Annotated in this window: 22 protein-coding genes, 1 tRNA gene and 1 pseudogene; 11 read left to right on the top strand and 13 right to left on the bottom strand. The window is 63.4% G+C overall.

Annotation, left to right across the window (positions count from 1 at the left end; genetic code table 11):
• Nucleotides 1-49: 49 nt before the first annotated feature.
• From P5205_03690 to rpoD, 6 genes are all read right to left on the bottom strand, one after another.
• Nucleotides 50-1,282, bottom strand: a complete 1,233-nt coding sequence (locus tag P5205_03690; protein ID HSA09451.1) for an NAD(P)/FAD-dependent oxidoreductase — start codon at nt 1,280-1,282, stop codon at nt 50-52.
• Between the two features lie 390 nt (nt 1,283-1,672).
• The gene (locus tag P5205_03685) at nt 1,673-2,083 is read right to left on the bottom strand and encodes a DUF721 domain-containing protein (GenBank protein ID HSA09450.1); all 411 of its coding nucleotides are present in this window, start codon (nt 2,081-2,083) and stop codon (nt 1,673-1,675) included.
• 4 nt (nt 2,084-2,087) lie between these two features.
• Entirely contained in the window at nt 2,088-4,163 is a 2,076-nt protein-coding gene (locus tag P5205_03680; GenBank protein ID HSA09449.1) for a beta-galactosidase, read from the bottom strand.
• 115 nt (nt 4,164-4,278) lie between these two features.
• Nucleotides 4,279-5,196 (bottom strand): methylenetetrahydrofolate reductase [NAD(P)H], encoded by a 918-nt coding sequence (gene metF / locus P5205_03675; GenBank protein HSA09448.1) that lies wholly within the window; start codon nt 5,194-5,196, stop codon nt 4,279-4,281.
• A gap of 86 nt (nt 5,197-5,282) precedes the next feature.
• A complete protein-coding gene (locus tag P5205_03670) occupies nt 5,283-6,236 on the bottom strand; it encodes a D-2-hydroxyacid dehydrogenase (protein HSA09447.1) in 954 nt (317 codons plus the stop codon).
• A gap of 4 nt (nt 6,237-6,240) precedes the next feature.
• Nucleotides 6,241-8,058: an RNA polymerase sigma factor RpoD gene (gene rpoD, locus P5205_03665; GenBank protein ID HSA09446.1), complete on the bottom strand. Its 1,818-nt coding sequence runs from the start codon at nt 8,056-8,058 to the stop codon at nt 6,241-6,243.
• Between the two features lie 241 nt (nt 8,059-8,299).
• On the opposite strand from rpoD, the gene amrS reads away from it, so the two are divergent.
• The 3 genes from amrS to P5205_03650 all read left to right on the top strand — a co-directional run bounded on the left by amrS (nt 8,300) and on the right by P5205_03650 (nt 12,264).
• On the top strand, nt 8,300-9,505 hold the full coding sequence (amrS, locus tag P5205_03660) for an AmmeMemoRadiSam system radical SAM enzyme (GenBank protein ID HSA09445.1): 1,206 nt from the start codon (nt 8,300-8,302) through the stop codon (nt 9,503-9,505).
• Complete coding sequence (gene amrB / locus P5205_03655) at nt 9,506-10,333, top strand: AmmeMemoRadiSam system protein B (GenBank protein HSA09444.1); 828 nt, start codon at nt 9,506-9,508, stop codon at nt 10,331-10,333. It abuts the gene before it with no gap.
• A 305-nt stretch (nt 10,334-10,638) separates the two neighbouring features.
• Nucleotides 10,639-12,264 (top strand): sigma 54-interacting transcriptional regulator, encoded by a 1,626-nt coding sequence (locus P5205_03650; protein ID HSA09443.1) that lies wholly within the window; start codon nt 10,639-10,641, stop codon nt 12,262-12,264.
• A 235-nt stretch (nt 12,265-12,499) separates the two neighbouring features.
• Here the strand turns inward: P5205_03650 and P5205_03645 are convergent, their stop codons facing one another.
• Both P5205_03645 and P5205_03640 read right to left on the bottom strand, forming a co-directional pair.
• Nucleotides 12,500-13,756: an MFS transporter gene (locus tag P5205_03645; GenBank protein HSA09442.1), complete on the bottom strand. Its 1,257-nt coding sequence runs from the start codon at nt 13,754-13,756 to the stop codon at nt 12,500-12,502.
• Between the two features lie 18 nt (nt 13,757-13,774).
• Nucleotides 13,775-14,767 (bottom strand): NADPH:quinone reductase, encoded by a 993-nt coding sequence (locus P5205_03640; protein HSA09441.1) that lies wholly within the window; start codon nt 14,765-14,767, stop codon nt 13,775-13,777.
• A gap of 116 nt (nt 14,768-14,883) precedes the next feature.
• Here P5205_03640 and rpmE point away from each other — a divergent pair, with 116 nt between their 5' ends.
• Genes rpmE through P5205_03625 form a run of 3 tightly spaced genes read left to right on the top strand, consistent with a single transcriptional unit; the run spans nt 14,884 to nt 16,924 of the window.
• The gene (rpmE, locus tag P5205_03635) at nt 14,884-15,126 is read left to right on the top strand and encodes a 50S ribosomal protein L31 (GenBank protein HSA09440.1); all 243 of its coding nucleotides are present in this window, start codon (nt 14,884-14,886) and stop codon (nt 15,124-15,126) included.
• A 60-nt stretch (nt 15,127-15,186) separates the two neighbouring features.
• A complete protein-coding gene (gene prfA / locus P5205_03630; protein ID HSA09439.1) occupies nt 15,187-16,266 on the top strand; it encodes a peptide chain release factor 1 in 1,080 nt (359 codons plus the stop codon).
• Between the two features lie 55 nt (nt 16,267-16,321).
• Complete coding sequence (locus P5205_03625; protein ID HSA09438.1) at nt 16,322-16,924, top strand: HAD-IA family hydrolase; 603 nt, start codon at nt 16,322-16,324, stop codon at nt 16,922-16,924.
• Nucleotides 16,925-16,962: 38 nt separating this feature from the next.
• On the opposite strand, the gene proC is transcribed toward P5205_03625, so the two are convergent.
• The 4 genes from proC to P5205_03605 all read right to left on the bottom strand — a co-directional run bounded on the left by proC (nt 16,963) and on the right by P5205_03605 (nt 19,666).
• The gene (gene proC, locus P5205_03620) at nt 16,963-17,778 is read right to left on the bottom strand and encodes a pyrroline-5-carboxylate reductase (protein ID HSA09437.1); all 816 of its coding nucleotides are present in this window, start codon (nt 17,776-17,778) and stop codon (nt 16,963-16,965) included.
• Between the two features lie 166 nt (nt 17,779-17,944).
• On the bottom strand, nt 17,945-18,745 hold the full coding sequence (locus tag P5205_03615) for a YIP1 family protein (GenBank protein HSA09436.1): 801 nt from the start codon (nt 18,743-18,745) through the stop codon (nt 17,945-17,947).
• A 164-nt stretch (nt 18,746-18,909) separates the two neighbouring features.
• Nucleotides 18,910-18,983: transfer RNA gene (locus tag P5205_03610), tRNA-Gln, on the bottom strand.
• A 425-nt stretch (nt 18,984-19,408) separates the two neighbouring features.
• Nucleotides 19,409-19,666 (bottom strand): hypothetical protein, encoded by a 258-nt coding sequence (locus tag P5205_03605; protein HSA09435.1) that lies wholly within the window; start codon nt 19,664-19,666, stop codon nt 19,409-19,411.
• 583 nt (nt 19,667-20,249) lie between these two features.
• Here P5205_03605 and P5205_03600 point away from each other — a divergent pair.
• The 3 genes from P5205_03600 to P5205_03590 all read left to right on the top strand — a co-directional run bounded on the left by P5205_03600 (nt 20,250) and on the right by P5205_03590 (nt 21,271).
• A complete protein-coding gene (locus P5205_03600) occupies nt 20,250-20,531 on the top strand; it encodes a hypothetical protein (protein HSA09434.1) in 282 nt (93 codons plus the stop codon).
• 112 nt (nt 20,532-20,643) lie between these two features.
• Complete coding sequence (locus tag P5205_03595; GenBank protein ID HSA09433.1) at nt 20,644-20,892, top strand: hypothetical protein; 249 nt, start codon at nt 20,644-20,646, stop codon at nt 20,890-20,892.
• A gap of 112 nt (nt 20,893-21,004) precedes the next feature.
• Nucleotides 21,005-21,271 carry a hypothetical protein gene (locus P5205_03590; GenBank protein HSA09432.1) on the top strand — a complete coding sequence of 89 codons (267 nt, stop codon included), beginning with the start codon at nt 21,005-21,007 and terminating at the stop codon, nt 21,269-21,271.
• Nucleotides 21,272-21,373: 102 nt separating this feature from the next.
• Here P5205_03590 and P5205_03585 read toward each other — a convergent pair whose 3' ends face one another.
• A complete protein-coding gene (locus P5205_03585) occupies nt 21,374-21,685 on the bottom strand; it encodes a hypothetical protein (GenBank protein ID HSA09431.1) in 312 nt (103 codons plus the stop codon).
• A 355-nt stretch (nt 21,686-22,040) separates the two neighbouring features.
• On the opposite strand from P5205_03585, the gene P5205_03580 reads away from it, so the two are divergent.
• Both P5205_03580 and ycaC read left to right on the top strand, forming a co-directional pair.
• Nucleotides 22,041-22,640, top strand: coding sequence for a hypothetical protein (locus tag P5205_03580; protein ID HSA09430.1), 600 nt, complete (start codon nt 22,041-22,043; stop codon nt 22,638-22,640).
• Nucleotides 22,641-23,232: 592 nt separating this feature from the next.
• Nucleotides 23,233-23,841 (top strand): annotated as a pseudogene (gene ycaC, locus P5205_03575) (isochorismate family cysteine hydrolase YcaC).
• Nucleotides 23,842-23,950: the final 109 nt, after the last annotated feature.

Raw genomic sequence — 23,950 nt, 5'->3', positions numbered from 1 at the left:
GGTTGTCAGCCTGACCTTGCTCGCCCCTCGAGCCGGTTGCGCGAGCCCATCAGGAGGGCGATGCCAGGGCCTGACCGGCAAGCCAGCCCGTGGTCCAGGCCGCCTGGAAGTTAAAGCCGCCAGTCAGGCCGTCAATGTCCAGCAACTCGCCCGCAAGGTGGAGTCCCGGACAGAGGCGGCTTTCCATCGTCTTGAAGTTCACCTCGCCGAGGCGCACCCCGCCGCAAGTGACAAACTCATCCTGGTTAAGGCTCTTGCCGGCCACTGCCAACTCGGTGCGCTGGAGTTGTTGGACCAGCGCATGCCGCGCGGTGCGGGAGAGATCGGCCCAGCGCGTGTCGCCCGGAATTCCCGCCGCGCGAACAAGCCGCTCCCAGAGGCGGGCAGACAGTGGTGCTATCGGCGCGTTCACCACCAGCCGCGCGGGTTGGGCATTCCGGCGCGACTGGAGCCCGCCGGCGAGGGCTTCCGCGGGGAGGTGGGGCAGCCAATTCACTCGAAGCGGGAACCGATAGCCGCAATCATGCAGCTCTCGCGCCCCCCACGCCGACAGACGGAGAATTGCGGGTCCGCTAACTCCCCAGTGCGTCAGCAGCAATGCCCCGCGCGCGCGCAATCCCGTCCCCGGCACCGATGCTTCCACCGCCTCGACTGATACCCCGGCCAACTCCCGTATCCACGGTGTTTCGAGGTGGAAAGTGAACAACGACGGCACGGGGGGCTCCAAGGTGTGGCCGAGTGACACCGCCAACTGTCCCAGCGCCGGGACGCGGCATCCGCCCGTCGCCAGCAGCAAACGAGCACAGTTCAGCGTGCTGCCGTCGGACAATTGCAACTCGAACCCGCCTTCCGAGCCTCTTGCCACGCGCTCGACACCGCAGTTCGCGATCAGCTTCACGCCGGTTGCCCTGGCCGCGCCCACCAGGCAGTCGAGTATCGTCTGCGACGTGTCGGTCGCCGGGAACATACGACCATCCTGCTCCGTCTTGAGCTGTACGCCTCGGGCCTCAAACCACCCTACGGTATCGCTCGCTTGAAAAGTCTTGAACGGGGCGATCAGCGCCTGCCCGCCGCGTGGATAATGGGCGGCAAACTCACGTGGGTCGAAGCAGGCGTGGGTGACGTTGCACCGCCCGCCGCCCGAAATGCGGACCTTGGAAAGAAACCGGGGCCCCCGTTCGAGCAAGACCACCTCGAGGCCGGGCGTGGCTTCCGCGCAAGTGATCGCGGCAAAGAAGCCGGCCGCCCCGCCGCCCGCCACCGCCACACATCGGGAACTCATGCGCCAGACCGTAGCGCGAATCTCCCAGCCTTGCGAGACCGGAGCGAGGGAACACAAAACCCCTGGTACTTCGCTGGTTTCCGGTGGACACCGATAGCAATTCGTCCCCTCGCACCCCTCTTCCTGCCTCGAGCACCCCCGCCGGGCGGGCGGCACCCGCACGCTGGCACCGGCCGGCGGCTGGCTGGACGATGGCATGTTAGTGCGGTCCGGCCCCGGTGTGTATCCCATGGGGAGCGCTCCCCATGGGATACACACCGGGGCACCACCGTGCCGCCGCCGTAAACCCAAGCCAAAGGGGACGGGAACAGCGGAAACTGGAGAAAGCAGGCAAACAGTATTACTGTCCAGAATTTGGACAGCGCGCGGCAGCTTTGCCGCGGCAAACCTTCAGCCCAGCCTGAAGGATATCTTTCGGATGAAGTCCCGCCCGAAGCTGTGCTGCAGGCGCTCCAGGATCTCTTTGCGGCGATACCGGACGATCTCGCTCAGCCAGACACTGCTGTCCACCGCGACGAACAAGGTGCCTTTGTGCAGGCCGGCCGGCTGGGCGTGAGCGACGATGGTGGGATCCAAAAGCCCATTCCAGACCTTGACAATCTCGGCTTCGGCCCGGCGGTGGTCCATGCGCATCCCGGAAAGAACCCGCGGCATGATGGCGCTCGCCGGCTGGGCGCGCAGGGCTTTCGCCCGTTCGAGCGGCGCGAGGTCCAGGCCGCGCCACTGGGCGACGACACGCTGGCGGGGCGTCACTTTTCCCGGGCCCAGCGGCGGGATGTGGCGAGGCGGAGGGGGCGGCATCGGGTCAGGCTTTAGTCTCCGGGGGTTCGCCTTCCCGATGCTCATCCAGCACCAGCACGCCGTGCGGCGGCAGATCGTAGTTGCCGGAGAATGTGTTGCCGGTGAGGCAATCGTGCATCGGCTTGTGGAACTGCACGCGCAGCGGCGCGGACTGGTGATTTAGCAGGAAGAAGACCTTCGCATCCTCATTCTCGCGCAGGCTCACCTCGACGTTGTCGGGGACTTTGAGCAGTGGGTGGAGGTTGCACATTTGGCGCAGCCAGAGCACCAGGTCGTTGTAGAAATGCTGGTGGCTCTGCGTGCCGATGTAGATGGCCTTGCCATCGCCGAAGGTGTGCAGAGTCATCGCCGGGCGGTTGGCGTAGAAATCCTTCGCGAAAGTGGCGAGCACCTGGCAGTCCTTGGGCTCGATGACGTCGCACCACAACCTGGCCGGGTGCATGTGGCTGGCGGGAAAGTTGCCCTTGAAGGTGAGGTGGTTTTCCTCGCCGGGCGGCAACTGGTCGAATTCCAGCACTTCGAGGCCGAACAAGTCCGTCAGGTCGTGCGGATAGCCGGTGTCCGGGGCGATGTTGTGTTCGTCCACCAGGCCGGTGTTGAACGTGGCGACCAGCGTGCCGCCGTTCTGAACGTAGAGCTTCAGCCGGTCGGCCTCTCCGCCGGAGAGCAGGTACAGGGACGGCGCAAAGACCAGCTTGTAGCGCGAGAGGTCCTCCGTCGGCCGGGCGAAATCCACGGGGATATTCCGGTCGTGCAGCGCATTGTAGAAGAGCTGGATGTGCTCGCGCAGACTGAAGAACTTATTCGGCTGCATTGGCTGCTGCAACGCCCAGTCATTGTCATGGCTGTAGAGGATGCAAACCTCGGCCTGCACGCGCGTCCCTTTGAGGGCCGGGGCAAGCAGCTTCATCTCGTCGCCCAGTTGCGCCACTTCCTTGAATATCCGGGAGGTGGGCCGGGCGCTGTGCGGCAGGACCGCACCGTGGAATTTCTCACTGCCGAACCGCGGCTGGCGCCAGCGGAAGAAGACAATGGCCGTGGCTCCCCGGGAGACCAACTGGTAGGTGAACATCCGCAGCACCCCGGGGCGCACAAGCGAATTCACCTCCTGCCAGGTGACGTTGCCCGCCTTTTGCTCCATCACCCAGAAGCCTGTGCTTCCTTCGGGCGTCCGGATGCCGGACTTCTTGAGCGAGCGCAGCATGTCAATCTCGCAGGCCAGCTCCGCTGATTTGGGCCGGAGGGCGGCCCGGCCCTCAATGGAGACAAAATCAATGACCTCGGCCAAGTCGAAGTGGTCGAATCGGTGGAGCAGCGGGCGCAAGTTGGTCGTGACGGGGCGGTTTGGCGTCAGTTGGTGGAGCAGGTCGGCCTGCATCCTGACGAACTGCACAATGGTGTCGCTGCAGAACCGGCACCAGTCCAACACCAGCGCCGGGTTATGGACCGCCGGCGCGGCCATCGGCATGGGCACCTCCCGCCAATTCCTGACGACCTGCCCCCAGTGCCGCAGGCCCAGGCGCTGGTTGAGCCGCTCGATAGTCTCGTATTTGGCCTCCAGCCACAGGTGCCAGTCCCGGCGAGCGTCCTCATTGAAGGAGGCCTCGGTGAAATTGCCCCCCAGGCCGTTGTCAATCTGCCAGGCGATGAGCTGGGGATGCTGGCCAAGCGCCTTGGCCATGTTCTCGACGATGCGTTTGGAGCAGTCCCAGAACACATCGCTGTTCAGGCAAACGGCCCGGCGCGTGCCTTCCCGCTTGATCAGCCCGCGCTCATCCACGGGCAGAATCTCCGGATGCTTCCGGGCCAGCCAGATGGGCGGGGCGGCGGTGGGGGTCGCCAGCACGACTTTGATTCCCGCCTTGCCGAGCAGGTCCATCACCCGCTGGAGCCATGCGAAGTCGAATTTGTTCTCTTCCGGCTGGCAAAGGCCCCAGGTGAACTCGCCGATGCGCACGACATTGATCCCCGCAGTCTGCATCAGCTCGACGTCGCGTTCCCAAGCGGCCTCGGGATTCTCGCTGGTTCCGCCATAGGGGTAAACCCACTGTTCGGGATGATAGTCTACGCCGAAATACATAATGTCCTTTCGCGCTGCGGCCTTTTCCCCACTTTAAGAACAATCGTGGCGTTATGCAACGCCAAAGTAGAAACGCGAATCGCTTCCCGCGCGAAATTGGCGCGGGTGAAACCGGTCACCGCGAGGCGACGGGCGCAACCGGTTGCGGCGCCAGCCCGAGATTCTTCAGGATGCGGACCGTGGCGGCCGATTTGTTGAGCGTGTAGAAGTGAATCCCGGGCACGCCCTCGCGGAGCAGCTCCTGGCATTGCCGGGTGGCATACTCGATGCCGTATTGGGCCACCGCGGAATCGTCATCGCCCAGCGCCTCGAGTTCGGCGGCGAGGGGGGCGGGAATGCGCGCGCCACACATGGCCGTGAAACGCTTTATCTGCGCGGCGCTCAGGATGGAGACGATGCCCGGCACAATCGGCACGTTGACGCCGAGCCGGCGGGTCAGGTGATCGCGGAACTGGAGGAAGTCGGCGTTGTCGAAGAACAGTTGGGTGAGCACGAAGTCCGCGCCGGCCTCGACCTTGTTCTTAAGGTGCTGCCAATCGGCAAGTTTCCCCTCCCGGCAGGCAAGATGGCCCTCGGGAAAGCCCGCGACACCGATGCTGAAATCGCCTTGTTCACGAATGAAGCGAACTAACTGGCTGGCGAATTGGAAGCCGCCGGAGACAGGCTGGAATTCGCCGCCGCCCGGCGGATCGCCGCGCAGCGCCAGGAGATTCCTGACCCCCAAGGCACGGATTTGGGCCAGCAAATCCTGAAGCTGCTCTTTAGTGGCGGATACGCAGGTCAAATGGGCCACGGCGGTCAGCTCGTGCTGTCCTTGAATGCGGTCCACGATCATGAGGGTCTTCTCGCGCGTGCTGCCGCCGGCGCCGTAGGTGACTGAGCAGTAGTCCGGCCGGGTCTGCAGCAAAGCCGGGATGGTCTTTTCAAGCAGGTTGCAGTCGCCTTCGTCCGTCTTGGGGGGGAAGAACTCGAAAGAAATCACCGGCCGCCCGGCGGCGCGCCCGGCGGCGTAGATATCGCGAATGAACTGCATGAGCCCACAACATGCACCAACTTCCCTGAAATACCAAGTCCGGAGCCGGATTCCGCCGCGGGCCGCTCGCCCCGCGCCGGGGAGCATCAATTCACCAGGTTCTGCGGTTTGCCCTGCAGAAAGGCGCGGACGTTTTCGACGGCGATCTGCATCAGCCGCGAGCGGGCGGCGCGCGTGGCCCAGGCCAGGTGCGGGGTGATGAGGCAATTGCGCGCGGTGAGCAGCGGATTGTCCGCCGCCGGAGGTTCGGTGGAAAGCACGTCCAGGGCGGCGCCGGCGAGGCGGCCGGAGTTGAGGGCATCAGCCAGCGCCAACTCGTCCACGAGGGGACCGCGGCTGGTATTAATCAGGAACGCGCCAGGCTTCAGCAGAGCCAGGCTGTGGGCATTGACGATCCGGGCGGTTTCCGGTGTCAGAGGGCAATGCAGGCTGACGATGTCGCTCTCGCGAAAGAGAGCATCCAGGTGAACCAGGCGAACGAAGGGCGGAGTGGAAACCGCGGCGGGGTCTGCGGCCAGCACCTTCAGCCCAAAGGCCGAAGCCAGGTCCGCCACCGCCCGGCCAATGCGGCCGAAACCAACGATGCCAAGTGTAAGCCCCTCCAGCTCGACGAGCGGAAAATCCCAGTAGCAGAAGTCGGCGCTGCGGGTCCAGCGGCCCTCCCGGACCGTTTGCGCGTGGTGCCCGGCGTGGTGGGCGAGCTCCAGCAACAGCGCAAAAGTCATCTGCGCGACGGACCTGGTGCCGTACGTGGGCACATTGGTTACCGGTATGCCGCGCGCCCGGGCGGCAACGAGGTCCACGACATTGGTGCCGGTGGCCAGCACGCCGATGTACTTGAGGCGAGGCAAGCGCCGGATGTCCTCGCCGGTCAGCACGGTCTTGTTGGTCAGCAGGATTTCGGCGCCAGCCGCGCGGCGCAGGAGTTCAGCCGGCGAGGTGCGATCATGAATATCGCAAGGTCCCAGGGAAGCAAGCTCCGTCCAATCCAGGTCGCCGGGATTCAACGTGAATCCGTCCAGCACAACAATTTGGGCCATGGCGTCAACCGGGATTTCGCCCGGCGGTGGATTCCAGAAATCCGTCGAGCTTGCGCTTGCGGCTCGGGTGGCGTAGTTTGCGCAACGCCTTGGCCTCGATCTGACGGATGCGCTCGCGGGTGACATCGTACTGCCGTCCCACTTCCTCCAGGGTGCGCGGGAACCCGTCATTTAACCCGTAGCGGAGTTCCAGGATCCTGCGCTCGCGCTCGGTCAGGCCGTAGAGCACCTCGCCGAGCTTGCCGCGGAGCAGGTGGAAGCTGGTGACGTCGCTCGGGTTTTCCGCCGTCTTGTCCTCGATCAGATCGCCGAAATTCGTCTCGTCGGCGTCGCCCACCGGCGACTGCAGGGATACGGGCTGCTGCGCCATCTTCAGGACCGCGCGCACGCGTTCGACCGACATTTCCATAGCTTCGGCCAATTCGTCCGTGGTGGCCTCGCGCCCGAGCTCCTGCATGAGCTGCTTCTGGACGCGCCAGAGCCGGTTGATGATCTCGATCATGTGGACCGGGATGCGGATGGTGCGGGCCTGGTCGGAAATGCAGCGGGTGATGGCCTGGCGAATCCACCAGGTGGCGTAGGTGGAGAACTTGTAGCCGCGCTGGTATTCGAACTTCTCGACGCCCTTCATCAGGCCGACGTTGCCTTCCTGGATCAGGTCCAGAAAGGACTGGCCGCGGTTGATGTATCTCTTGGCGATGGAGATGACCAGGCGCAGGTTGGCCTCGACCATTTGGGTCTTGGCTTCCTGCGCGCGGCCCATGGCGCTGTTCAAGCTGGCGCACGCCTTGAGGTAGTCGGTCTGCGACATGCGCGCGAACCGCTCGAGGGTGCGGATTTTGTCCCGCTCGGACTGGATGATCGCCTGCTTGGCGGTAGTCTTGTGCTGCGCCTCCGCGTCTTCAATGGCCCGCATGCCCGTTTGAATCTTGTCACGGATGTTCTCGGTCACCAGCGTCATCTCGTCCACGACCTTCTGCTTGAAACGAAAGCGCGGAAAGGCGGCCTGGAGCTTCTTGTTGAAGCGCTGGAACTGATAGAGCAGCCGCGCGCGCTGGACTTTCCGCGGCGCTTTCTGCCACGCGGCGAACTTCTCGTCGGCCTGCATGTCCAGGGCGCGGACACGCTTCGCCAGGTGGCGGATAGACTTGAGATGCCGCGGGCGGCTGCCCACGAGCTTGTCCACGACCACTCGGTCAAACCGCTCCTTGGGCGGCACGGCGAGCAGCTTGTCCGCCAAGGCCAGGTGTTCCTTGGCCGTGAAACCAAAGCCGTAGATGATGCGGCGCACTTCCGCTTCGGCTGCCTCGATGCGCTTGCAGATCTCGACCTCCTGCTCGCGCGTCAGCAATGGCACCTTCCCCATTTGGCGCAGATACATCCGCACCGGGTCATCCAGAATATCGTAGCGGCCGCCCTCTTCCTCCTCGTCTGCCTCAGCCCGCCCGCCCCGGTCCACCTCAGCGGCATCAATAATCTCGATGTCCAGCGTGCGGAGTTTGATCAGCACCTGGTCCAGGTCCGCAGGGGTGACGAGGTCGCCGGGCAACGCGTCGTTGAGGTCGTCGTAGGTCAGGTGGCCCTGCTCCTTGGCGAGGCGGAGGAGGTCTTTGACCTTCTGGATTAAATCCAGTCCCGCCTTGTCGCTCACCGCGTCGGGCGATTGCTGCGCATTCGGCGGCGATGCCTTCGGCGAGGAACGCCGCCCCTCGCGGCGGCGGCCCCGGCGGCGGCGCACAGGCATCACGACTGACTTGGGAGTGGCGGCACGCCCCCGTTTCCCCGGGCTTCGAATTGTTTTTCCAAGCTTCGCCTTACGCATAGTGTGGCACGACGCACTGTACGGACTGGGCCAGAGTAACGACCGTGGCATCTCAGTGGCAACCATTCCCGCCTCTCCATATCCAGCGACCTGGGAGGCGCCGCCCTGCAACATACAACGCCGGCGCGATTCTCAAAGCAATTATCGCGCCGCCGCCGCCCGCTCCAAATGAGGCCGCCTTATCGGGCTTTGACAACCCATTGCCGCAGCGCAACATTGTCCTGAGCTTTTGCTCGGCCTTATGCCACGCGCCACTCCGAATTCTGAGCCAGAACCCGTCCTGGCTGCACCGGCCGTGCCGGCAAAAGCCTGCCCGGCCGGCCACCCCCTGGCCGAGGCCCTCGCCCGGCACACGACGGTTGGTTCGCTGTGGCGGACGGAAGGAGACCGCATCCGCTGCGTGGCCTGCGGGCACCAATGTCTCATTGGCGCCGGGCGTCATGGCATTTGCCGTGTCCGATTCAACCAGGACGGCCAATTGCGCGTGCCTTTTGGCTACGTCAGCGGCGTGCAGTGCGACCCGGTCGAAAAGAAGCCCTTCTTCCACCTCTATCCCGGCACCGATGCCCTGACCTTCGGCATGCTGGGCTGCGACTTCCATTGTTCCTACTGCCAGAACTGGGTCACCAGCCAGGCGCTGCGCGACCAAGCCGCCCGGGCGCCAATCCAAACCGTCACGCCGCAACAGCTCATCCGCACCGGCCTCCGCGCGCGCGCGCGCCTGGTCGTCTCCAGCTACAACGAACCCCTGATCACCGCCGAATGGGCCGTCGCCGTCTTTCAAGCCGCCAGGGAGGCCGGGCTGGCCTGCGCCTTTGTCTCCAACGGCAACGCCACCCCCGAGGCGCTGGACTTCCTGCGGCCGTGGATTGTCGCCTACAAGATTGACCTGAAAGGCTTCAACGATACGCGCTACCGCACGCTCGGCGGCACTCTGGAACACGTCACCGAGGGAGTCCGCAGGGTGTTCGAGCGCGGGTTGTGGCTGGAGGTTGTCACTCTCGTCGTGCCCGGCTTCAACGACAGCGAAGCCGAGCTGCGCCAGATTGCCCGTTTCCTCGCCTCAATCAGCCGCGACATCCCCTGGCACGTTACCGCTTTCCATAAAGACTACAAGCTGACCGACCCGCCCAACACCACCGCCGCGCAGATCATCCGCGCCGCCGAGATCGGCGCCGAAGAGGGACTGCGCTTCGTCTATGCCGGCAACGCCCCCGGCCACGTCGGCCGCTGGGAAAACACCTACTGCCCAGGCTGCGGCGAGAAGCTCATAGACCGTTTCGGCTACCTGGTGCGTGAATACAAGCTCACAGCGGACGGCAAGTGCCCGAACTGTTGCACACCCATCCCCGGCATTTGGCCTGCCGCCGGCGCCGCGGAGGTCACCACCGGCCAGAACATGTCTGATTACTACCGCCGCCTGCCGCGCGGCGTAAGGATGAACTGAATGGCAAAGTCCGAATCAATCCCGCCCGGCAACGTCCGCCTGCCCGCCGTTGCGGGCCGTTTTTATCCCGCCGACCCGGAAGCGCTGCGCGGCCTCATCAACAGCCTGCTGGCTCAAGCCCCCCCGGCCGCCGGCCCGGCGCCCAAGGCCCTCATCGCGCCTCATGCCGGCTACCTTTACTCCGGGCCGATTGCCGCCTCCGCTTACGCACAACTCATCCCCGCACGCGAGCGCATTCGGCGCGTGGTTCTCCTCGGCCCGTCACACTACGTTGCCCTCTACGGTCTGGCCACGAGTGGCGCCGAAGCCTTTGCCACCCCACTCGGTGTGGTGCCGCTGGACCTCGAAGCAACGCGCCAGGTCCGCTCCCGGCCGCAAGTCCGCGAGCTGGACGCGGCGCATGCCCGGGAACACTCCATCGAAGTGCAACTCCCCTTCCTCCAGACTATCCTCGGCAAATTCAGCCTCATCCCGCTCGCCGTGGGACACGCCACGAACGAGGAGATCGCCCAAGTCCTGGAGACCCTCTGGGGAGGCCCCGAGACTCTCGTCGTCATCAGCTCCGACCTCAGCCACGATAACGACCTCCAAACCGCCCAAAGCCTCGACTCCGCCACCGCCAAAGCCATCGAGGCCCTCAGGCCTGCCGACATTGGTGAAACGCATGCCTGCGGGGGGATCCCCATTCGCGGCCTGCTGGAGGTCGCCCGCCATCGCCATCTGCGCGTTCGCACCCTTGACCTCCGCACCTCCGGCGACACCGCCGGCCCCCGAAGCCGGGTAGTCGGCTACGGCGCCTTTGCCTTCGAAGAAGGCGCTGCAGCCTGAAACCCCCCGGCCCCAATTACGGCTCCCAAGGGAGTCTCACCGTATCCACACCGTGGGTACAGTTTTGACATCGCGGGCATTTCGACACAGCCCACTGTCGTTGCAGCACTTACACCCAAAACCCCGGCAAGGGCCAAATCCACCGTAAGTGCATCAATCCCAAAATAGTTAGGCAAGACCGCCAAGAGACAGCGTCCTCCCCGGACCGGTAATCCTCGGTGGAGAACTCAGACAGCCTTTTGCGCCTCTAGCCGGCCCCGTTTTGAATTGGACGAAGGGGGCGTTGTCCGGCAGCTTTTATCGCCGTGGAATCAACGAGTGATAGCCGGTTCGACCCCAATCTGGCTGCGCAGTTCCTGCTGGATATCGCCCACGAGCACTCGCTGGAGCAACTGTTGCAGAAGATCGTGCGTCGCGCGGTGGAGCGACCTCACATGGCCTGCGTGCAGATTTGGCTGATCGAACCGGGAGACCTCTGTTCCACTTGTCGGCGCCGGCCCGGGTGCCCCGACCAAACCCGCTGCCTGCACCTGGTGGCGGGCAAAGGGGTTTCCCTTGCCGGCCCCGGGCAGGAGGCTCCGCGCTTTGACGATCTCAACGCCCGGATGCCCTTGGGGGTGGGCTTCCTGGGCGAGGCGGCGGCGACGGGCCAACAGCGTTTGGTGAGGGACTTGGACCAACATCCGGATGAAATGACCGGCTTCGACTGGTGGCGGCAGGAGCGGATTTGCGGGTGCGGCGCCACCCCGATCATTTTCAAGGGCGAGGTCCTGGGCGCCCTGATCGGGTTTACGCGCGAGGATTTACGGGAGGAATTCCGTCCCTGGGGCCGGATCCTTGCCGATCATATTGGCGCCGCCATCGCCAACGCGCGCGCCTTTGAGGAGATCGAGCGGCTCAAGGCGCAACTCGAACTGCAGAACGCCTATCTGGAGGAGGAGGTGGTGGAGGCCAAGGCCTTCGGCAACCTCGTCGGCCAAAGCGCCGCCTTGCGACAGATCGTCAGCCAAATTGACCTGGTGGCGCCGACTGAGGCATCGGTCCTCATCCTCGGCGAAACCGGCACGGGGAAGGATTTGGTGGCGTACGAGATCCACCGCCGCAGCCGGCGCAAAGACCACCCCATCGTCCGGGTCAATTGCGCCTCCATCCCGAGGGACCTCTTTGAAAGCGAGTTCTTCGGCCACGTCAAGGGCGCTTTTACCGGCGCCATCAAGGACCGCGCGGGCCGGTTTGAAACCGCCGAGGGAGGGACGCTTTTTCTGGACGAGATCGGCGAGGTGCCTCCGGAAACTCAGGGCAAACTCCTGCGGGTGTTGCAGGAGAAACGCTATGAGCGCGTGGGGGACGACCGCACCCGGCACGCGGATGTCCGCATCATCGGGGCGACCAATCGGGATCTGAAGAAGGCGGTGGCGGCGGGCCGCTTTCGGGAGGACCTCTATTATCGGCTGCACGTTTTCCCGATTCAAGTGGCGCCCCTGCGGGAACGAAAAGATGACATTCCGCTCCTGGCGCAACATTTTGTCGAGTTGTCCGCGAGAGAGTTGCGATGCCCCCAGCCCCGGCTGACGCGGGCGGCGGTCGCCAAACTCCAGCACTACGACTGGCCCGGGAACGTCCGGGAGTTGCGCAACATCATCGAGCGCGCGGTCATTTTGGCCCGTGGCGGTCCATTGAATTTTGATTTGCCCGTGACGGATTCCAGGCCAATCCCTGCCGCATCCAACCCGCCTCCTGCGCCAAGGGCCGGGGTCGAGTTTCTCACGGAAGCGGAATTGCGGGCTCGCGAGCGCGAGAACCTGATCGTGGTGCTCGAGAAGGCCGGTTGGAAGATTAAAGGGGCCGGCGGCGCGGCGGAGCTTCTGGGGGTCAAGCCCACCACGCTGCTCTCGCGGATCAGAAAGCTGGGCCTGAAACGCCCCGCCTGAACAGCGCCCGATTGGTCGAGGTAAGTCACATGTTTGCAGCAGGTTACTCCAATCCGGGCGCAAACAACAGCGGTTTTGGGCTGGAGTTCGCATAAGTCCTGGAATGACGGCAGGTGGCGCGGGAATCCGCCGCGGATGTCAAGGCTGTATCCACGGTGTGGAGACGGTGAGGGTGTGGTGAGGATACGGTGAGGCTCCCTGGGGGAGCAGGGCCTGGTTCCGAGCAACGTCAGATCTAATCAATATTCCGGACCACACCGAGCTTGCCGATGAGCACATACACCAGCAGCAGCGCCGCCGGGTTAAGCACGGCATAGGCGATGAAAATGGGCGTGAAGCCACAGGTGTCCACCGCGTGGCCGGTGGTCAGCATCGCGAGGGCGCCCACCCAGGAGCCGAGCGCGCCGCCGAGGCCGGTAACAGTGGCGATGGCATTCTTCGGGAACACCTCCGCCGGCAGCGTGATGTTGCTCCAGCCGCCGTGGCAGAACGTCATGCCCGCCACGAGGGCCAGCGCCAGCGCCGGGCTCGCGACCTGCGACACCGAGACCAGACAGACCAGGAGCGTCCCAGTCATAAAGAGCATCGTGCGCTTGCGCGCCTCGTCGAGCTCCCAGCCCCGGCCGATGAGAAAGCGGGGGATGATGCCGCCCGCAAGGTTGCCCAGCGCCGCCGCCGCATAGGGAATCCACATAAACAGCGCCAACTTCTTCAGGTCAAAGTCGTGCTGCTTCTGAAAGTAGAGCGGAATCCAGAACAGGAGGAAGTAGCTGATCGGATCGGTCAGCGCGCGCACGAGGATGCACCCCCAGGTTTCGCGCATTCGCAGCAGGCGCATGAGCGGCGGGGGCCGCAGCTTCGCGGGTTCCTCGCCCTGGCCATCGAGGATCAAACGGCGTTCCTCATCGCTGAGGAACGGGTGACGGTTGGGTTGTTTGAACAATAGCATCCAGGGGATGAGCCAGACGATGCCCAGCGCGCCCGTAACCAGGAAGGCGGACCGCCAGCCCCAATGCACCGCCAGGATTGACACCACAGGCGCGGCGATGACCGAACCGATGGCAGTGCCTGCGTTGAAGATCCCGACGGCCAAAGCGCGGTCACGCATGGGAAACCATTCGCCGACGGCCTTCACCCCGCCGGTAAAACTGCCCGGCTCGAAGACGCCCAGCAGGAAGCGGAGGAATGAGAACTGGCCCACCGTGGCGGCGAACATGTGGAGGACGTTGGCCACCGACCAGCCCGACACGAAGAGCATGAACCCGCGCCGTGTGCCGATGCGGTCGATGATGAAACCGCTGACGGCATACATCACGCCGTAGCTGGCGAGAAACCACGCATTGATCTGGCCGTAACTAGCGTTGCTGAGGTGGAGTTCGGTCTTGATGGTGCCAATAAGCACCGACAGGGTCTGCCGGTCGAGGTAGTTCAGCGCTGAGGCAAAGCAAAGGAGGCCGGCGATGTACCAGCGGAGGCCTTTGACCTTCATCATGGCGCCTTGCCTTTGCGACTAAGGCTTGAGCACCAGTTTGCCCGCCAGCACCCCGGTCTTCTGGACGGTGCTTTCCTCCTGCAGGCGATGGGCCTCGGCGGCTTGGGAGAGCGGCATGACCCGGTCAATGCGGGCGCGCAATTTGCCTTCCGCCAGCCACCGGTTGATGGCATTGGCCGCGGCACGCTGTTCCCGGGAGCTGGCGTTGAACATCGCGAACCCGTGCAGGGAACAGTCCTTCACATAGAATGGGCCGACCGGGAAGGGGGGGCGGGCGTCGCGCCCGGCCATGAGCACCATCCGGCCACGCATCGCCAGCAAGGAAACTGCCCGGTCGAAATCCGGCTCGCGCAGGGTCTCCCACCAGACGTTCACGCCCTCGGGCGCGAACGTCTTGATGGCCGCGGCAACATCTTCCGTTTTGTAATTGATGGCCAGGTCAGCGCCCAGGTCCCGGCAGGCGGCGACTTTCTCGTCGGTGCCCGCGGTGGCGATGACGCGCGCGCCGAGGATTTTGGCCATTTGCACGACACAGGAGCCGACTCCGCCGGAACCGCCGTTGACGAAGAGCACTTCGCCCGTCTTCAAACTGGCGTTTCGCACCAGGCCAAGCTGGGTGGTGACGCCGGCCAGCGACAACGCCACGATGTCTTCGTCGCTAACGCCTTCGGGGATGGGATGGAGCCAGCGGTGATCCACGGCGGCGAACTCGGCGAAAGTGCCAGGGCGTCCGTCGATGCCCTGGTTCGTCGCCCAAACCCGGTCGCCCACCTTGAAGTCTCTCACGCTCCCGCCGGCTTCAACGACGGCGCCCGCGAGATCGCGCCCGAGGATGAAGGGGAAGGACAGCTTCGCCGGAATGGCGCCGCTGCGGACATAGACGTCAATGGGGTTGACGTCCACCGCGGCCACTTTGATCAGGCACTGGCGGCGGGTGGGTTTGGGGGTGGGCAAGTCGCCGTAGGTGATGACCTCCGGCGTGCCGGTTTTGGCAATATAGGCAGCTTTCATGCGTTTCCCAGTCAGGAAGAGGGCAATGTAAGTCCGCCCGCCCCGGGGCCGCAAGCGCGGAAAGGCCACTTCGGGCTTGTCAACCGGTGGGCAGGTGGTATTGTGGCCGGCCTTTTATGAAAGAGAAAATACATCCGAAGTATGTGGCGTCGGAGATTCGTTGCGCGTGCGGCAATGTGATCAAGACCCGCTCCACCAAGCCGGTGATCATTGTGGGCATCTGCAACGCCTGCCATCCTTTCTACACCGGGCAGCAGAAGTTCGTGGACACCGCCGGGCGGGTGGACAAGTTCCAGCAGCGGATGGCCAAGACGCAGGCGGCGCAGGCCGCGGCGGCGAGCCGCAAGAAGAAGCGCTAACGACCAACCACTTTCTCCGCCCGCAGGGTTTGTGGCTTTGCGGGCGGCTTTGTTTTCCGTATGGACTTGCGTCCTCAGATTGAGAAATTCTCCCGCCGGTTTGCGGAAGTGGAAGCGGCTTTGAGCGACCCCAAGGCGTTCGACAACCCGCAGCGCGCGCAGGAACTGGGCAAGGAATACGCCCGGCTCAAAGAGCTGATGGCGCAGGGGCAGGCTTACCTGAAGGCGGTGGTTGACCTGGCGGAGAACCGCGTCCTGCTGCAGGCGGAACCGGCGGAATCCGAGCTGGCCCAGATGGCCAAAGAGGAAATCGCCCGGCTGGAAGCCGAGGAGAAACGCCTGGGACTGGAAATCCAGCGAGGCATCCTGCCGCCGGACCCGGCGGACTCGCGCAATACCATCGTTGAAATCCGCGCGGGCGCGGGCGGCCAGGAATCCGCCTTGTTCGCCGCGGACCTCTACCGCATGTACACGCGCTACGCGGAGGCGCGCGGCTGGAAGGTTGAGGACCTCGACTCCAGCGCGTCCGATCTCGGCGGTTACAAGGAAGTCATTTTCCAGCTCAACGGCACCGACGTCTATAAGCGCCTCAAGTACGAGAGCGGCGTCCACCGCGTTCAGCGGGTGCCGGCAACCGAGGCGCAGGGGCGCATTCACACCAGCACTTGCACCGTGGCCGTGCTGCCCGAAGCCCAGGAAGTGGATGTGGAGCTCAAGCCCGAGGATCTGGAGATCACGGTTTGCCGCGCGTCCGGCCCCGGCGGCCAGGGCGTGAACACCACGGATTCCGCCGTGCAGGTCGTGCACAAGCCCACCGGCGTGATTGTCCGTTGCGCGGACCAGCGCTCCCAGCAGAAGAACAAGGCGCGGGCGCTGACGGTGCTGCGGTCGCGCCTGCTCGAGCGCAAGGTGGCCGAGGAGAACCAAAAATACGCCGACCAGCGCAAAGAGCAGGTGGGCACGGGCGAACGCAACGAGCGCATCCGCACCTACAATTTCCCGCAAAACCGCCTGACCGATCACCGCATCGGCCTGACGCTGTATAACCTGCCGATGGTGATGGAGGGGGCGATTGACCCGGTGATCGAGCCGCTGATGGCGCATGACCTGCAGGAGAAGCTGGCGGCGCTGAAAGCATGAGGGATGGGCCGGGCCGCGAGTCGTGTGCAAAGAGAAGTCTGGCTGAACGAGGGTCATGCAAAAGAACAAGCATCATCCACCCCACCCCCGAGGCCTCATCTTCGATTGTGACGGCACGCTGGCCGACACAATGCCGCTGCATTGGCGGGCGTGGCAGGTGATCTCAAGGCGGCACGGGTTCTCTTTTCCCGAGCGGCGTTTTTATGCCCTCGGGGGCGTGCCCACGCGGGACGTTCTCAAGGTGTTAAGCACGGAACAAGGCGTTCCGCTCGACGCGCTGGCAGTGGCCCGGGAAAAGGAGGCGGAATACCTGCCGCTCATCGCCCAGGTGGAGCCGATTAACACGGTGGTTGGAATCGCCCGGGAGAACTATGGCAAGATACCGATGGCTGTGGCATCAGGCGGGACGCGGATAATCATCTCGCAAGTGCTCAACCATCTGGGCATCCGGGACCTGTTTCAGGCGATCGTCACCAGCGAGGATGTCGCGAACCAGAAACCGGCGCCGGATATTTTCCTGGAAGCTGCGCGGCGCCTGGGCGTGCCGCCGCAGTTCTGCCGCGCTTACGAAGATACGGATTTGGGGATGAGGGCGATTCGGGCGGCCGGCATGGAGGCGGTGGACGTGCGCGAGTTGCTGGCCAAACAAGCCAGCTAGGCTCCGCAACTCGCCGCGCGTCCCGTCATCCGCAGGCGCTAAGCCTGGCCCAGTTTTCTTGATTTCTCGGTCGCCGCGCGGACGGCGCTGATCAGCGTGCCGCGCAGTTTGCCCTTCTCCAATTCGTGCACGCCCTCGATGGTCGTGCCCCCGGGGCTGGTGACCATGTCTTTGAGCGCGCCGGGATGCAAGCCCGTTTCCAGCACCATCTTCGCGCTGCCCAGGACAGTCTGGGCCGCGAGCCGGGTGGCCACGTCGCGCGGCAGTCCCGCTGCCACGCCGCCGTCGCTCAGGCCCTCGATGAACAAATACACATAAGCCGGCCCGCTGCCGCTCAAGCCCGTGACCGCGTCCAGCAGCGATTCCTTGAGCTGAAAGGCCAGCCCAACGGCGGCAAAGAGCCGTTGCACCAACTCGGCATCCTGCGGCCGAGCCGATTTGCCCAGCGCAAAACCAGCAGCTGACGTTCCAACCAGCGCCGGCGTGTTCGGCATCACGCGGATGAGCCGCGCTCCCGCGTCCAACCCGGCTTCCAACCGGGCCAACGTCACGCCCGCGGCGATGGAGATCAGGAGGTGCTTGCCGGTGAAATCGGCGCGGATGTCGGCCAGCACTCCGGCGGCCTGGTCCGGCTTGACCGCCAGCACCAGCACCTCGGCGAACCTCAGCACCGCCCGGTTGGAAGGGGTCGTCCTCGCGCCGGTCTCCCGCTCAAAGGCGGCGCGGGCGGCGGCGCTGAGGTCGCTGGCCATGACGTGCTTCGCGGAGACGAGTCCCGCCCGGATGAAGCCTCTGCCGAGCGCCGTGGCCATCTTGCCGGCGCCAAGAAACCCAATGGTGAGCTTTGCGGACATGGCGGTCTTGTATCACCTCGACAAGCCCAGTGGAAGGCTAAACGGGACTCCGTTGGCAAAGACCTCTCCATAATTCGCGCCAGGCCCTGAGCGCGGCCCAGGTGCCACCCGCCGCGCACACGGGAAGAGCACCCCCTTGTCCAGTGCTCAGCGCTACTGCCGGCAGCTACAGCACGAATTGCCCCAGCGCTCCGCCCAACAGGACCAGGCAGGATTCCTGGATGACCCACGCGGCGAACACAAACCACGCCGCCCGGAGAAACGGCACCCCCGCCAGCCGGGCCAGGCCAGCCGCCAGCACTCCGACCAGCCAGAAGGAAAAACCATTAGTGACGCCCAGCAGCAACCGCCCCTTGCGGCTGGCGTCAAAGTCACTCACCCCCAGCGCCAGGCTCGGCGCGGTGAAAAGCTGGGGCAAGTTCACCGTCAGCAGCAACGTCACCACCCCTCCCAGCACGCTGATCATCAGCGCCAACCCCGCTACCTCCAGGGTCTTGAGATAATCCAGTTGCAGCTTCAGGAACGCCCGGCCGAGCAGCCACAGGATCAAGGCCCACCAAAACACCCGGGCGAAGCTCAAGGCCGCCGCGGCCGCGCCCCCCAGCACCTTCAGCACCGGCGGCTGGGTGATCGCCCGCGTAAACGCCAGCGCGCGGTCCGCCTCGACCCGCTGCACCTTGCCCGCCTGCACCTGTTCTTCCAGCGCCCTGGCCTGCTTCTCGATCCGCTCGCGCATCTGCTGTTGGAAAGACGCCTGCGACACAACTACAACCGAGGTGAACACCCCCACCACCGCCAGCAGCAACGCGGGCACGAGCCAGTTCCCCACGGAGAAGCGGCTGGCCTTGACCCCCTCGAACACCTCGCCCGGAATGGCAAACACATTCAGCAACCGCGCGGCGAGGGACATCGCCGGCGGCTGCGAGGCGTCCGGCGGGGTTTCCTGGACCGGTGGAGGCTCTTCCATACCACGAAATCAGAATCGAACACAGCCCAACAGGGCACACCGCGATGATGAGCAAGCCAGCCCCCGATGTCCAGCCGTTTGCGCCAGCCGAGCGTCCTCCGCAAACACATTCCGCGCCGAACCCGCATGCGCCATGCCGGATGCCTCGTGCAGGGAAGGAAGACTGGCTGTCCGGCATGGATTCGAACCATGACAAAGAGCTCCAAAGACTCTTGTGCTACCATTACACCACCGGACAAGGCGGGCATAGACTAGCGGCAGAACGATGCCCGCGCAAAGGAAAAAACCCTTCACCAGCAAGGCCTCAGTCCCGGATGGGGCCGCCTCGCCGAGGCGGCCAAACGGCGGCGCTTTCGGTAGATAACGCCCGGGACCAGGCGGCGCCACCCGAAGGAGTCTCACCGTATAGGCGCCATATCCACACCGTATCCACACCGTGGATACAGCCTTGACATCCCGCCGCCCCCCTGACGTAACCCGCTGTCGTTGCGGCAGTTGCGATCACAGGGCCAAATTACAGGCCCTTGCGGGCCAAATCCGGGCAAACGGACCTCCATCCCCCTCCCATAGCGCTTGTTTGAGAATTCGCCCGGTCAGGGGACTGGGCCTACAGGATCGCGCCTTTTCGCCGCTTCCCTGCAGGCCGGGTGTCCACACCCGGCGTTAGACTGGCATTTTCAAACAGGCTCTAAGGGCGCCGCTCTGGGCCGGGCCATTCCGGGTGCCGGACTTCCGCGAGCAACTACCCCGCAAAGCACAAACTTTTCGGATGAACCCGAGATAGCCGCTCACCGCCAGGGTATAGACCGCCTGCATGCCCGGGGTTAAGCCGCTGCGGTGCAGGGCCTCGCGCCAGTTGGTAAAGATGATCTCCGGCGTGCTGGGGAAAGGCAGGCCGGACGCAGGAACGTGAGGTTGCATGGGTTAGACATTACCAGATACGGGCGAAATATGCACACCTTAAGTGGACGCCCACTTGGAATAGGAGCCAGCCCGCGCGCTGCTTTCCCTGAGCCCTCTCCTCACGACGCTCGTCCAGTTGGAAACCTCATAGTTTGATGGGCATTCCGACCAGGATTTGGGTGTTGACAATCTGCTGCAACTGCCCCCAGCATAGCCGCATGAGACTACCGGACCTTGGGAGATTGCCCATTCTACGGTGGACTTCGGGCCAAACATACTGTTCCCCTGACGCCTACGCGTTTTAGCTGATCGGCCCTATGATAAGGAGCTGGGCAAAACCCCCGTCTGGGGCTAGCCTGAGCCGCAGCGCGGAGCAGTCGCGCATAACAGCGCTACGACGCGTTAATGCGCGACTGCTCCGCGCTGCGGCCGAGTGCAGCCGGTGGTTTGGCCCGGTTTTGGTGGATGCCGCCCACAACAGCGTGAAGGCGCAGGAGAACAAGGCGATTGGAGCGGATGTCGGCGGGGCGGACGTCGTCGGCGAGTTCTGGCTCCCCGGCCCGCCGCCACCGCTCAATACGCTTCGTTGGGGCGAGAGAATATGGACACCCGTGAATTGATCATTTTGGTCCTGAGATGCCTTTATGGCGCTTTCGTTCTCAGTGCCATTGCGTACTCGGTGTACATGGGGCTGCGCTACGGGTTTCGTTTTCCCCGGTCATTGCACTTCATGGCAGTAGCGGTCATCGTCATCGAGGTCGGCATTCTTGCGGCGTTTCCTGTCCCTTTGACGGCGATCACGTTGACTCTGGGTTCCCTCCTGGCTCTCTTACCCGTTTCGCCATACATCGGTTGGATCCTTGCAGGAGGCCCGGTAAAATGACGTCGAGCCCCAACTATTCGTGGCAGCCGACGCCGGGAGGCCGTGTCGTTTGTTTTCGGTCGCTTTTGGCCCGGCGCGGCTGCACTCTACGTTCGGCGACTTCGACACAATTATGAACAAGACCATCACAGCAATTAAACGCGGAGTAAAAGCAGCAGTGAAAGACACCCTCCGCCCACGTCAGTTTCAGGCTGGTGGCAAGCCAGTCATTTGCTCGCAATGCAGCAGTGACGGCTTCCAGTGGCATGGACATGGCACGTTTGGCACAAGACAGCAAGCCCGCTTCATCGAGGGTTATGCTCTACAGTGCTGCCAGTGCAGCCATCTTGAGTTCTTTGGGAAACGGCCAGACGAATCTTGAAGGCACAGCCGAACAAGCCGCCTGGAGCTAACAGCCGCCACGTCAGTCGCGGGTGCTCCAGAGATTCTGGCGTGGCGGCTGTAGCTCAGGCGGAGCGTTCGCCAACACACGCATGAGCGCCCCAGTCATTTCCTACGAACCCTTTGAGCGACTCATCGTGTCATTGCGTGCCGATGGCCTCGCCAGGGACGCCGAACGACTGCACTATCTCATTCACAAGGTGGCGTGGACTACCGGGTCGGAACTGCTGGGCGAGCTTGGCCAGGAGATCACCAAGCTACGCCGGGAACACGCAGGCAAGTTTTCCTCCAGCACGCTAGACCAGATGGAGGAGGCCCTTCACATGGTGGCGCGGGTTTGGCCAGATTTCCCCCAATGAACCAAAAGGCGAACCAGGCTGCTGCAGGCAAGGGCGGGTTTCCGTCTCTGTTCCATGCTGGACGCTCACGCCCCGCCCTGCCTGAGCAGCAGCGTTGCCCATTCAGCCATGCGTATCGCGCTCATTACGGTTGCAGCAGTCGCACTCGCTGTTTTTGCATTGTGTGAGGTCGGCTTGGCTTACCCAGTTGCTTGGTGGGTTTATCTTGCCGTCGGCGTCGCTTTTGCCGTTGGTCTGGTTCGACCCGTGCCGCTTAGCCGTCAGCTTGCTCGGCTCGGTGCGCTTGTGGCGCTCCTCGCGGTCATCTCTGTGCTTTACTTCGTGGAGTGGACCACACGAAAGCCATTCCTTCGTGATCTTGCCCGAGTCCACGTCGGCATGACAGAGATTGAGGTTCGGCGCATCATGGGTCATTACATGGAGGGCACTGGGTGGCCCGCTTCCCCGTTCGACGCGTCCACCAATTCCTCCAGCACATTGACCATTGTTGGTAGCGGTTCGCAGTATTCTACGACGACATCACCGTCCGGGAAGATGGTCATCCGTGATTCACTCGTTTTTCGTCACTCCACTGACGGGGCGTTCAATTCAGACTTCGGAATCGTTTCCCTTTCCACTGGAAGAGTCGTGAGAGTAGAGTTTAGTCCAGATTGAGCATGAAGCACGGGTGGGCTAACAAAACCACTGGAGCGAATGCGGGCGGGCTGCATCAGCTGCCAATGCGCACGCGTTCGGCCGCCCGCATCGCTCAGTTAGGTGGCGTTCGCGTATGGGCTACTCACAGTCATGGTTAGCAGTTAGAGGCAAGCCGCCAACGGCAGTGCTTGAGACGCTTGGTTTGCGAGGCACAGGCACGCGGGAGGAGATTGCTGAGTCTCCGATTGTCGGCGCAGAGTTGCCCAACGGTTGGTATTTGGTTGTGGCTAGTGGTTCGGGCCACCGATTGATGCACGATCAGACTTTGCAGCGGTTGTCGGCTGGATGCGAGGTCGTCACCGGCGACGTAGAGGAGCAGGTCATGGTCAGCGTCGCCACCGGCTGGAAGGACGGTCAGAGAGTTTGGTCAGTCACTCACGATGCCCAGCGCGATTTGGAACACTTGCAGACGGAGGGCGAGTTGCCAGCCGCCTTTACCAACATCCGAGACCGATTGCGTTCGGAGCAGCAGAAGGCGGGAGGACGCAAGGCGGATGTTGATTACATCTTCGATGTTCCAGTGGAGTTGGCGCAGACGCTGACTGGATACCGCCACGACGCAGACATTCCCGGCGCGGGCACTGACCCATTCGAGGTTTTGGTCGAAATTTCGTCGAGTGCATCAGCAGGCACTGGCAGGCCATCATTATTGAAAAGACTATTTGGAGGATGACCAGGACACCTACACTCACTTCACTGGACGCGGCGGGAGCGCCCATTTTACATTCGGGCATTGCTGGTGCCGCGCCAGTGAGATTCGGCGCGCTATGACACCACAGACCACCAGCCCCGAAAGGATTTTCCGATTTGCGCTCGGTTGTGTCGCGGTAAGCATCGTGGCTGCGGTCGCGTTCGTTCTCGCAGGTCACGTTGGTTCAGTTCGCGGCCCAGCGGGAGGAGTCGGCATCATGGCTTCGTTGATCGGCAGCGGCGTTGCCTTTTGGTTTGCGCTTCGCGCCAGAGACGGGAGGCTCGCTATGACTGCGGCGTTCTCACTGCTGCCATTGGCATTTTGGTCTTGGGCGATTTATGAGATTGTTCACTGATGATGCGCCTAGCCATGCGCTGCAGCGAACCCGGCGGGAGCGTCGCGGCTGCAATCGTTGCCTCTCCTGCGGCGGGTGCGGCGGGTCGCTGAGCTTGACGTTTTGAGACTACTCGTGTATCCTTTTCTTGCTCCACCTGCGTCCCCGGCGGCCGCAGGTGAGGCGCGGCGTTCGGCAAAGAAACCAATCACCGCAGATCCACAACCAAAGGAGAACACATTGAAACCTGAATTTAAATACAACCGCCTGAATAAGGATGACGCTGCAGTCTTGCTCGTCGATCACCAATCCGGTCTGACAAATCTCGTCCAGGATTTCTCTCCGGACGATTTCAAGAACAACGTCCTCGCGCTGGCGGACGCTGCGAGGTATTTCAACCTGCCCACAATCCTGACGACCAGTTTCGAGGACGGTCCGAACGGCCCTTTGGTTCCGGAACTAAGAGAACTATTCCCTGACGCTCCATACATCGCGCGCCCCGGTCAAATCAATGCATGGGATAACGAAGACTTCGTAAAGGCGATCAAGGCTACCGGAAAGAAGCAGTTGATCATTGCAGGAATTGTGACCGAGGTCTGTGTTGCTTTTCCCGCGTTGGCTGCTCGCGAGGAAGGATTTGAGGTGTTCGTCGTCACAGATGCGTCCGGGACCTTCAACAAGACAACGCGTGACGCTGCATGGGCTCGCATGGGAGCAGCTGGATGCCAGCTTATGACTTGGTTCGGGGCTGCTTGCGAACTGCATCGCGACTGGCGGAATGACATCGAGGGACTTGGTGCTCTGTTTTCGAATCACCTTCCCTCGTATCGTTGTCTTATCACCGGTTACATGGCGGGACAGAACGCGTCTAAACAAATAAGCCGAGGGCGCCGGAGGCAGAAGGCTACCGTCCGTGCCGCAACTTTGACGTTCGGCGACAGGGCGCCGGCGACTGTTT

The organism is Candidatus Paceibacterota bacterium (assembly GCA_035452965.1).
GTDB lineage: Bacteria > Verrucomicrobiota > Verrucomicrobiia > Limisphaerales > UBA8199 > UBA8199.
This window is presented reverse-complemented; position numbering and strand designations above follow the sequence as displayed.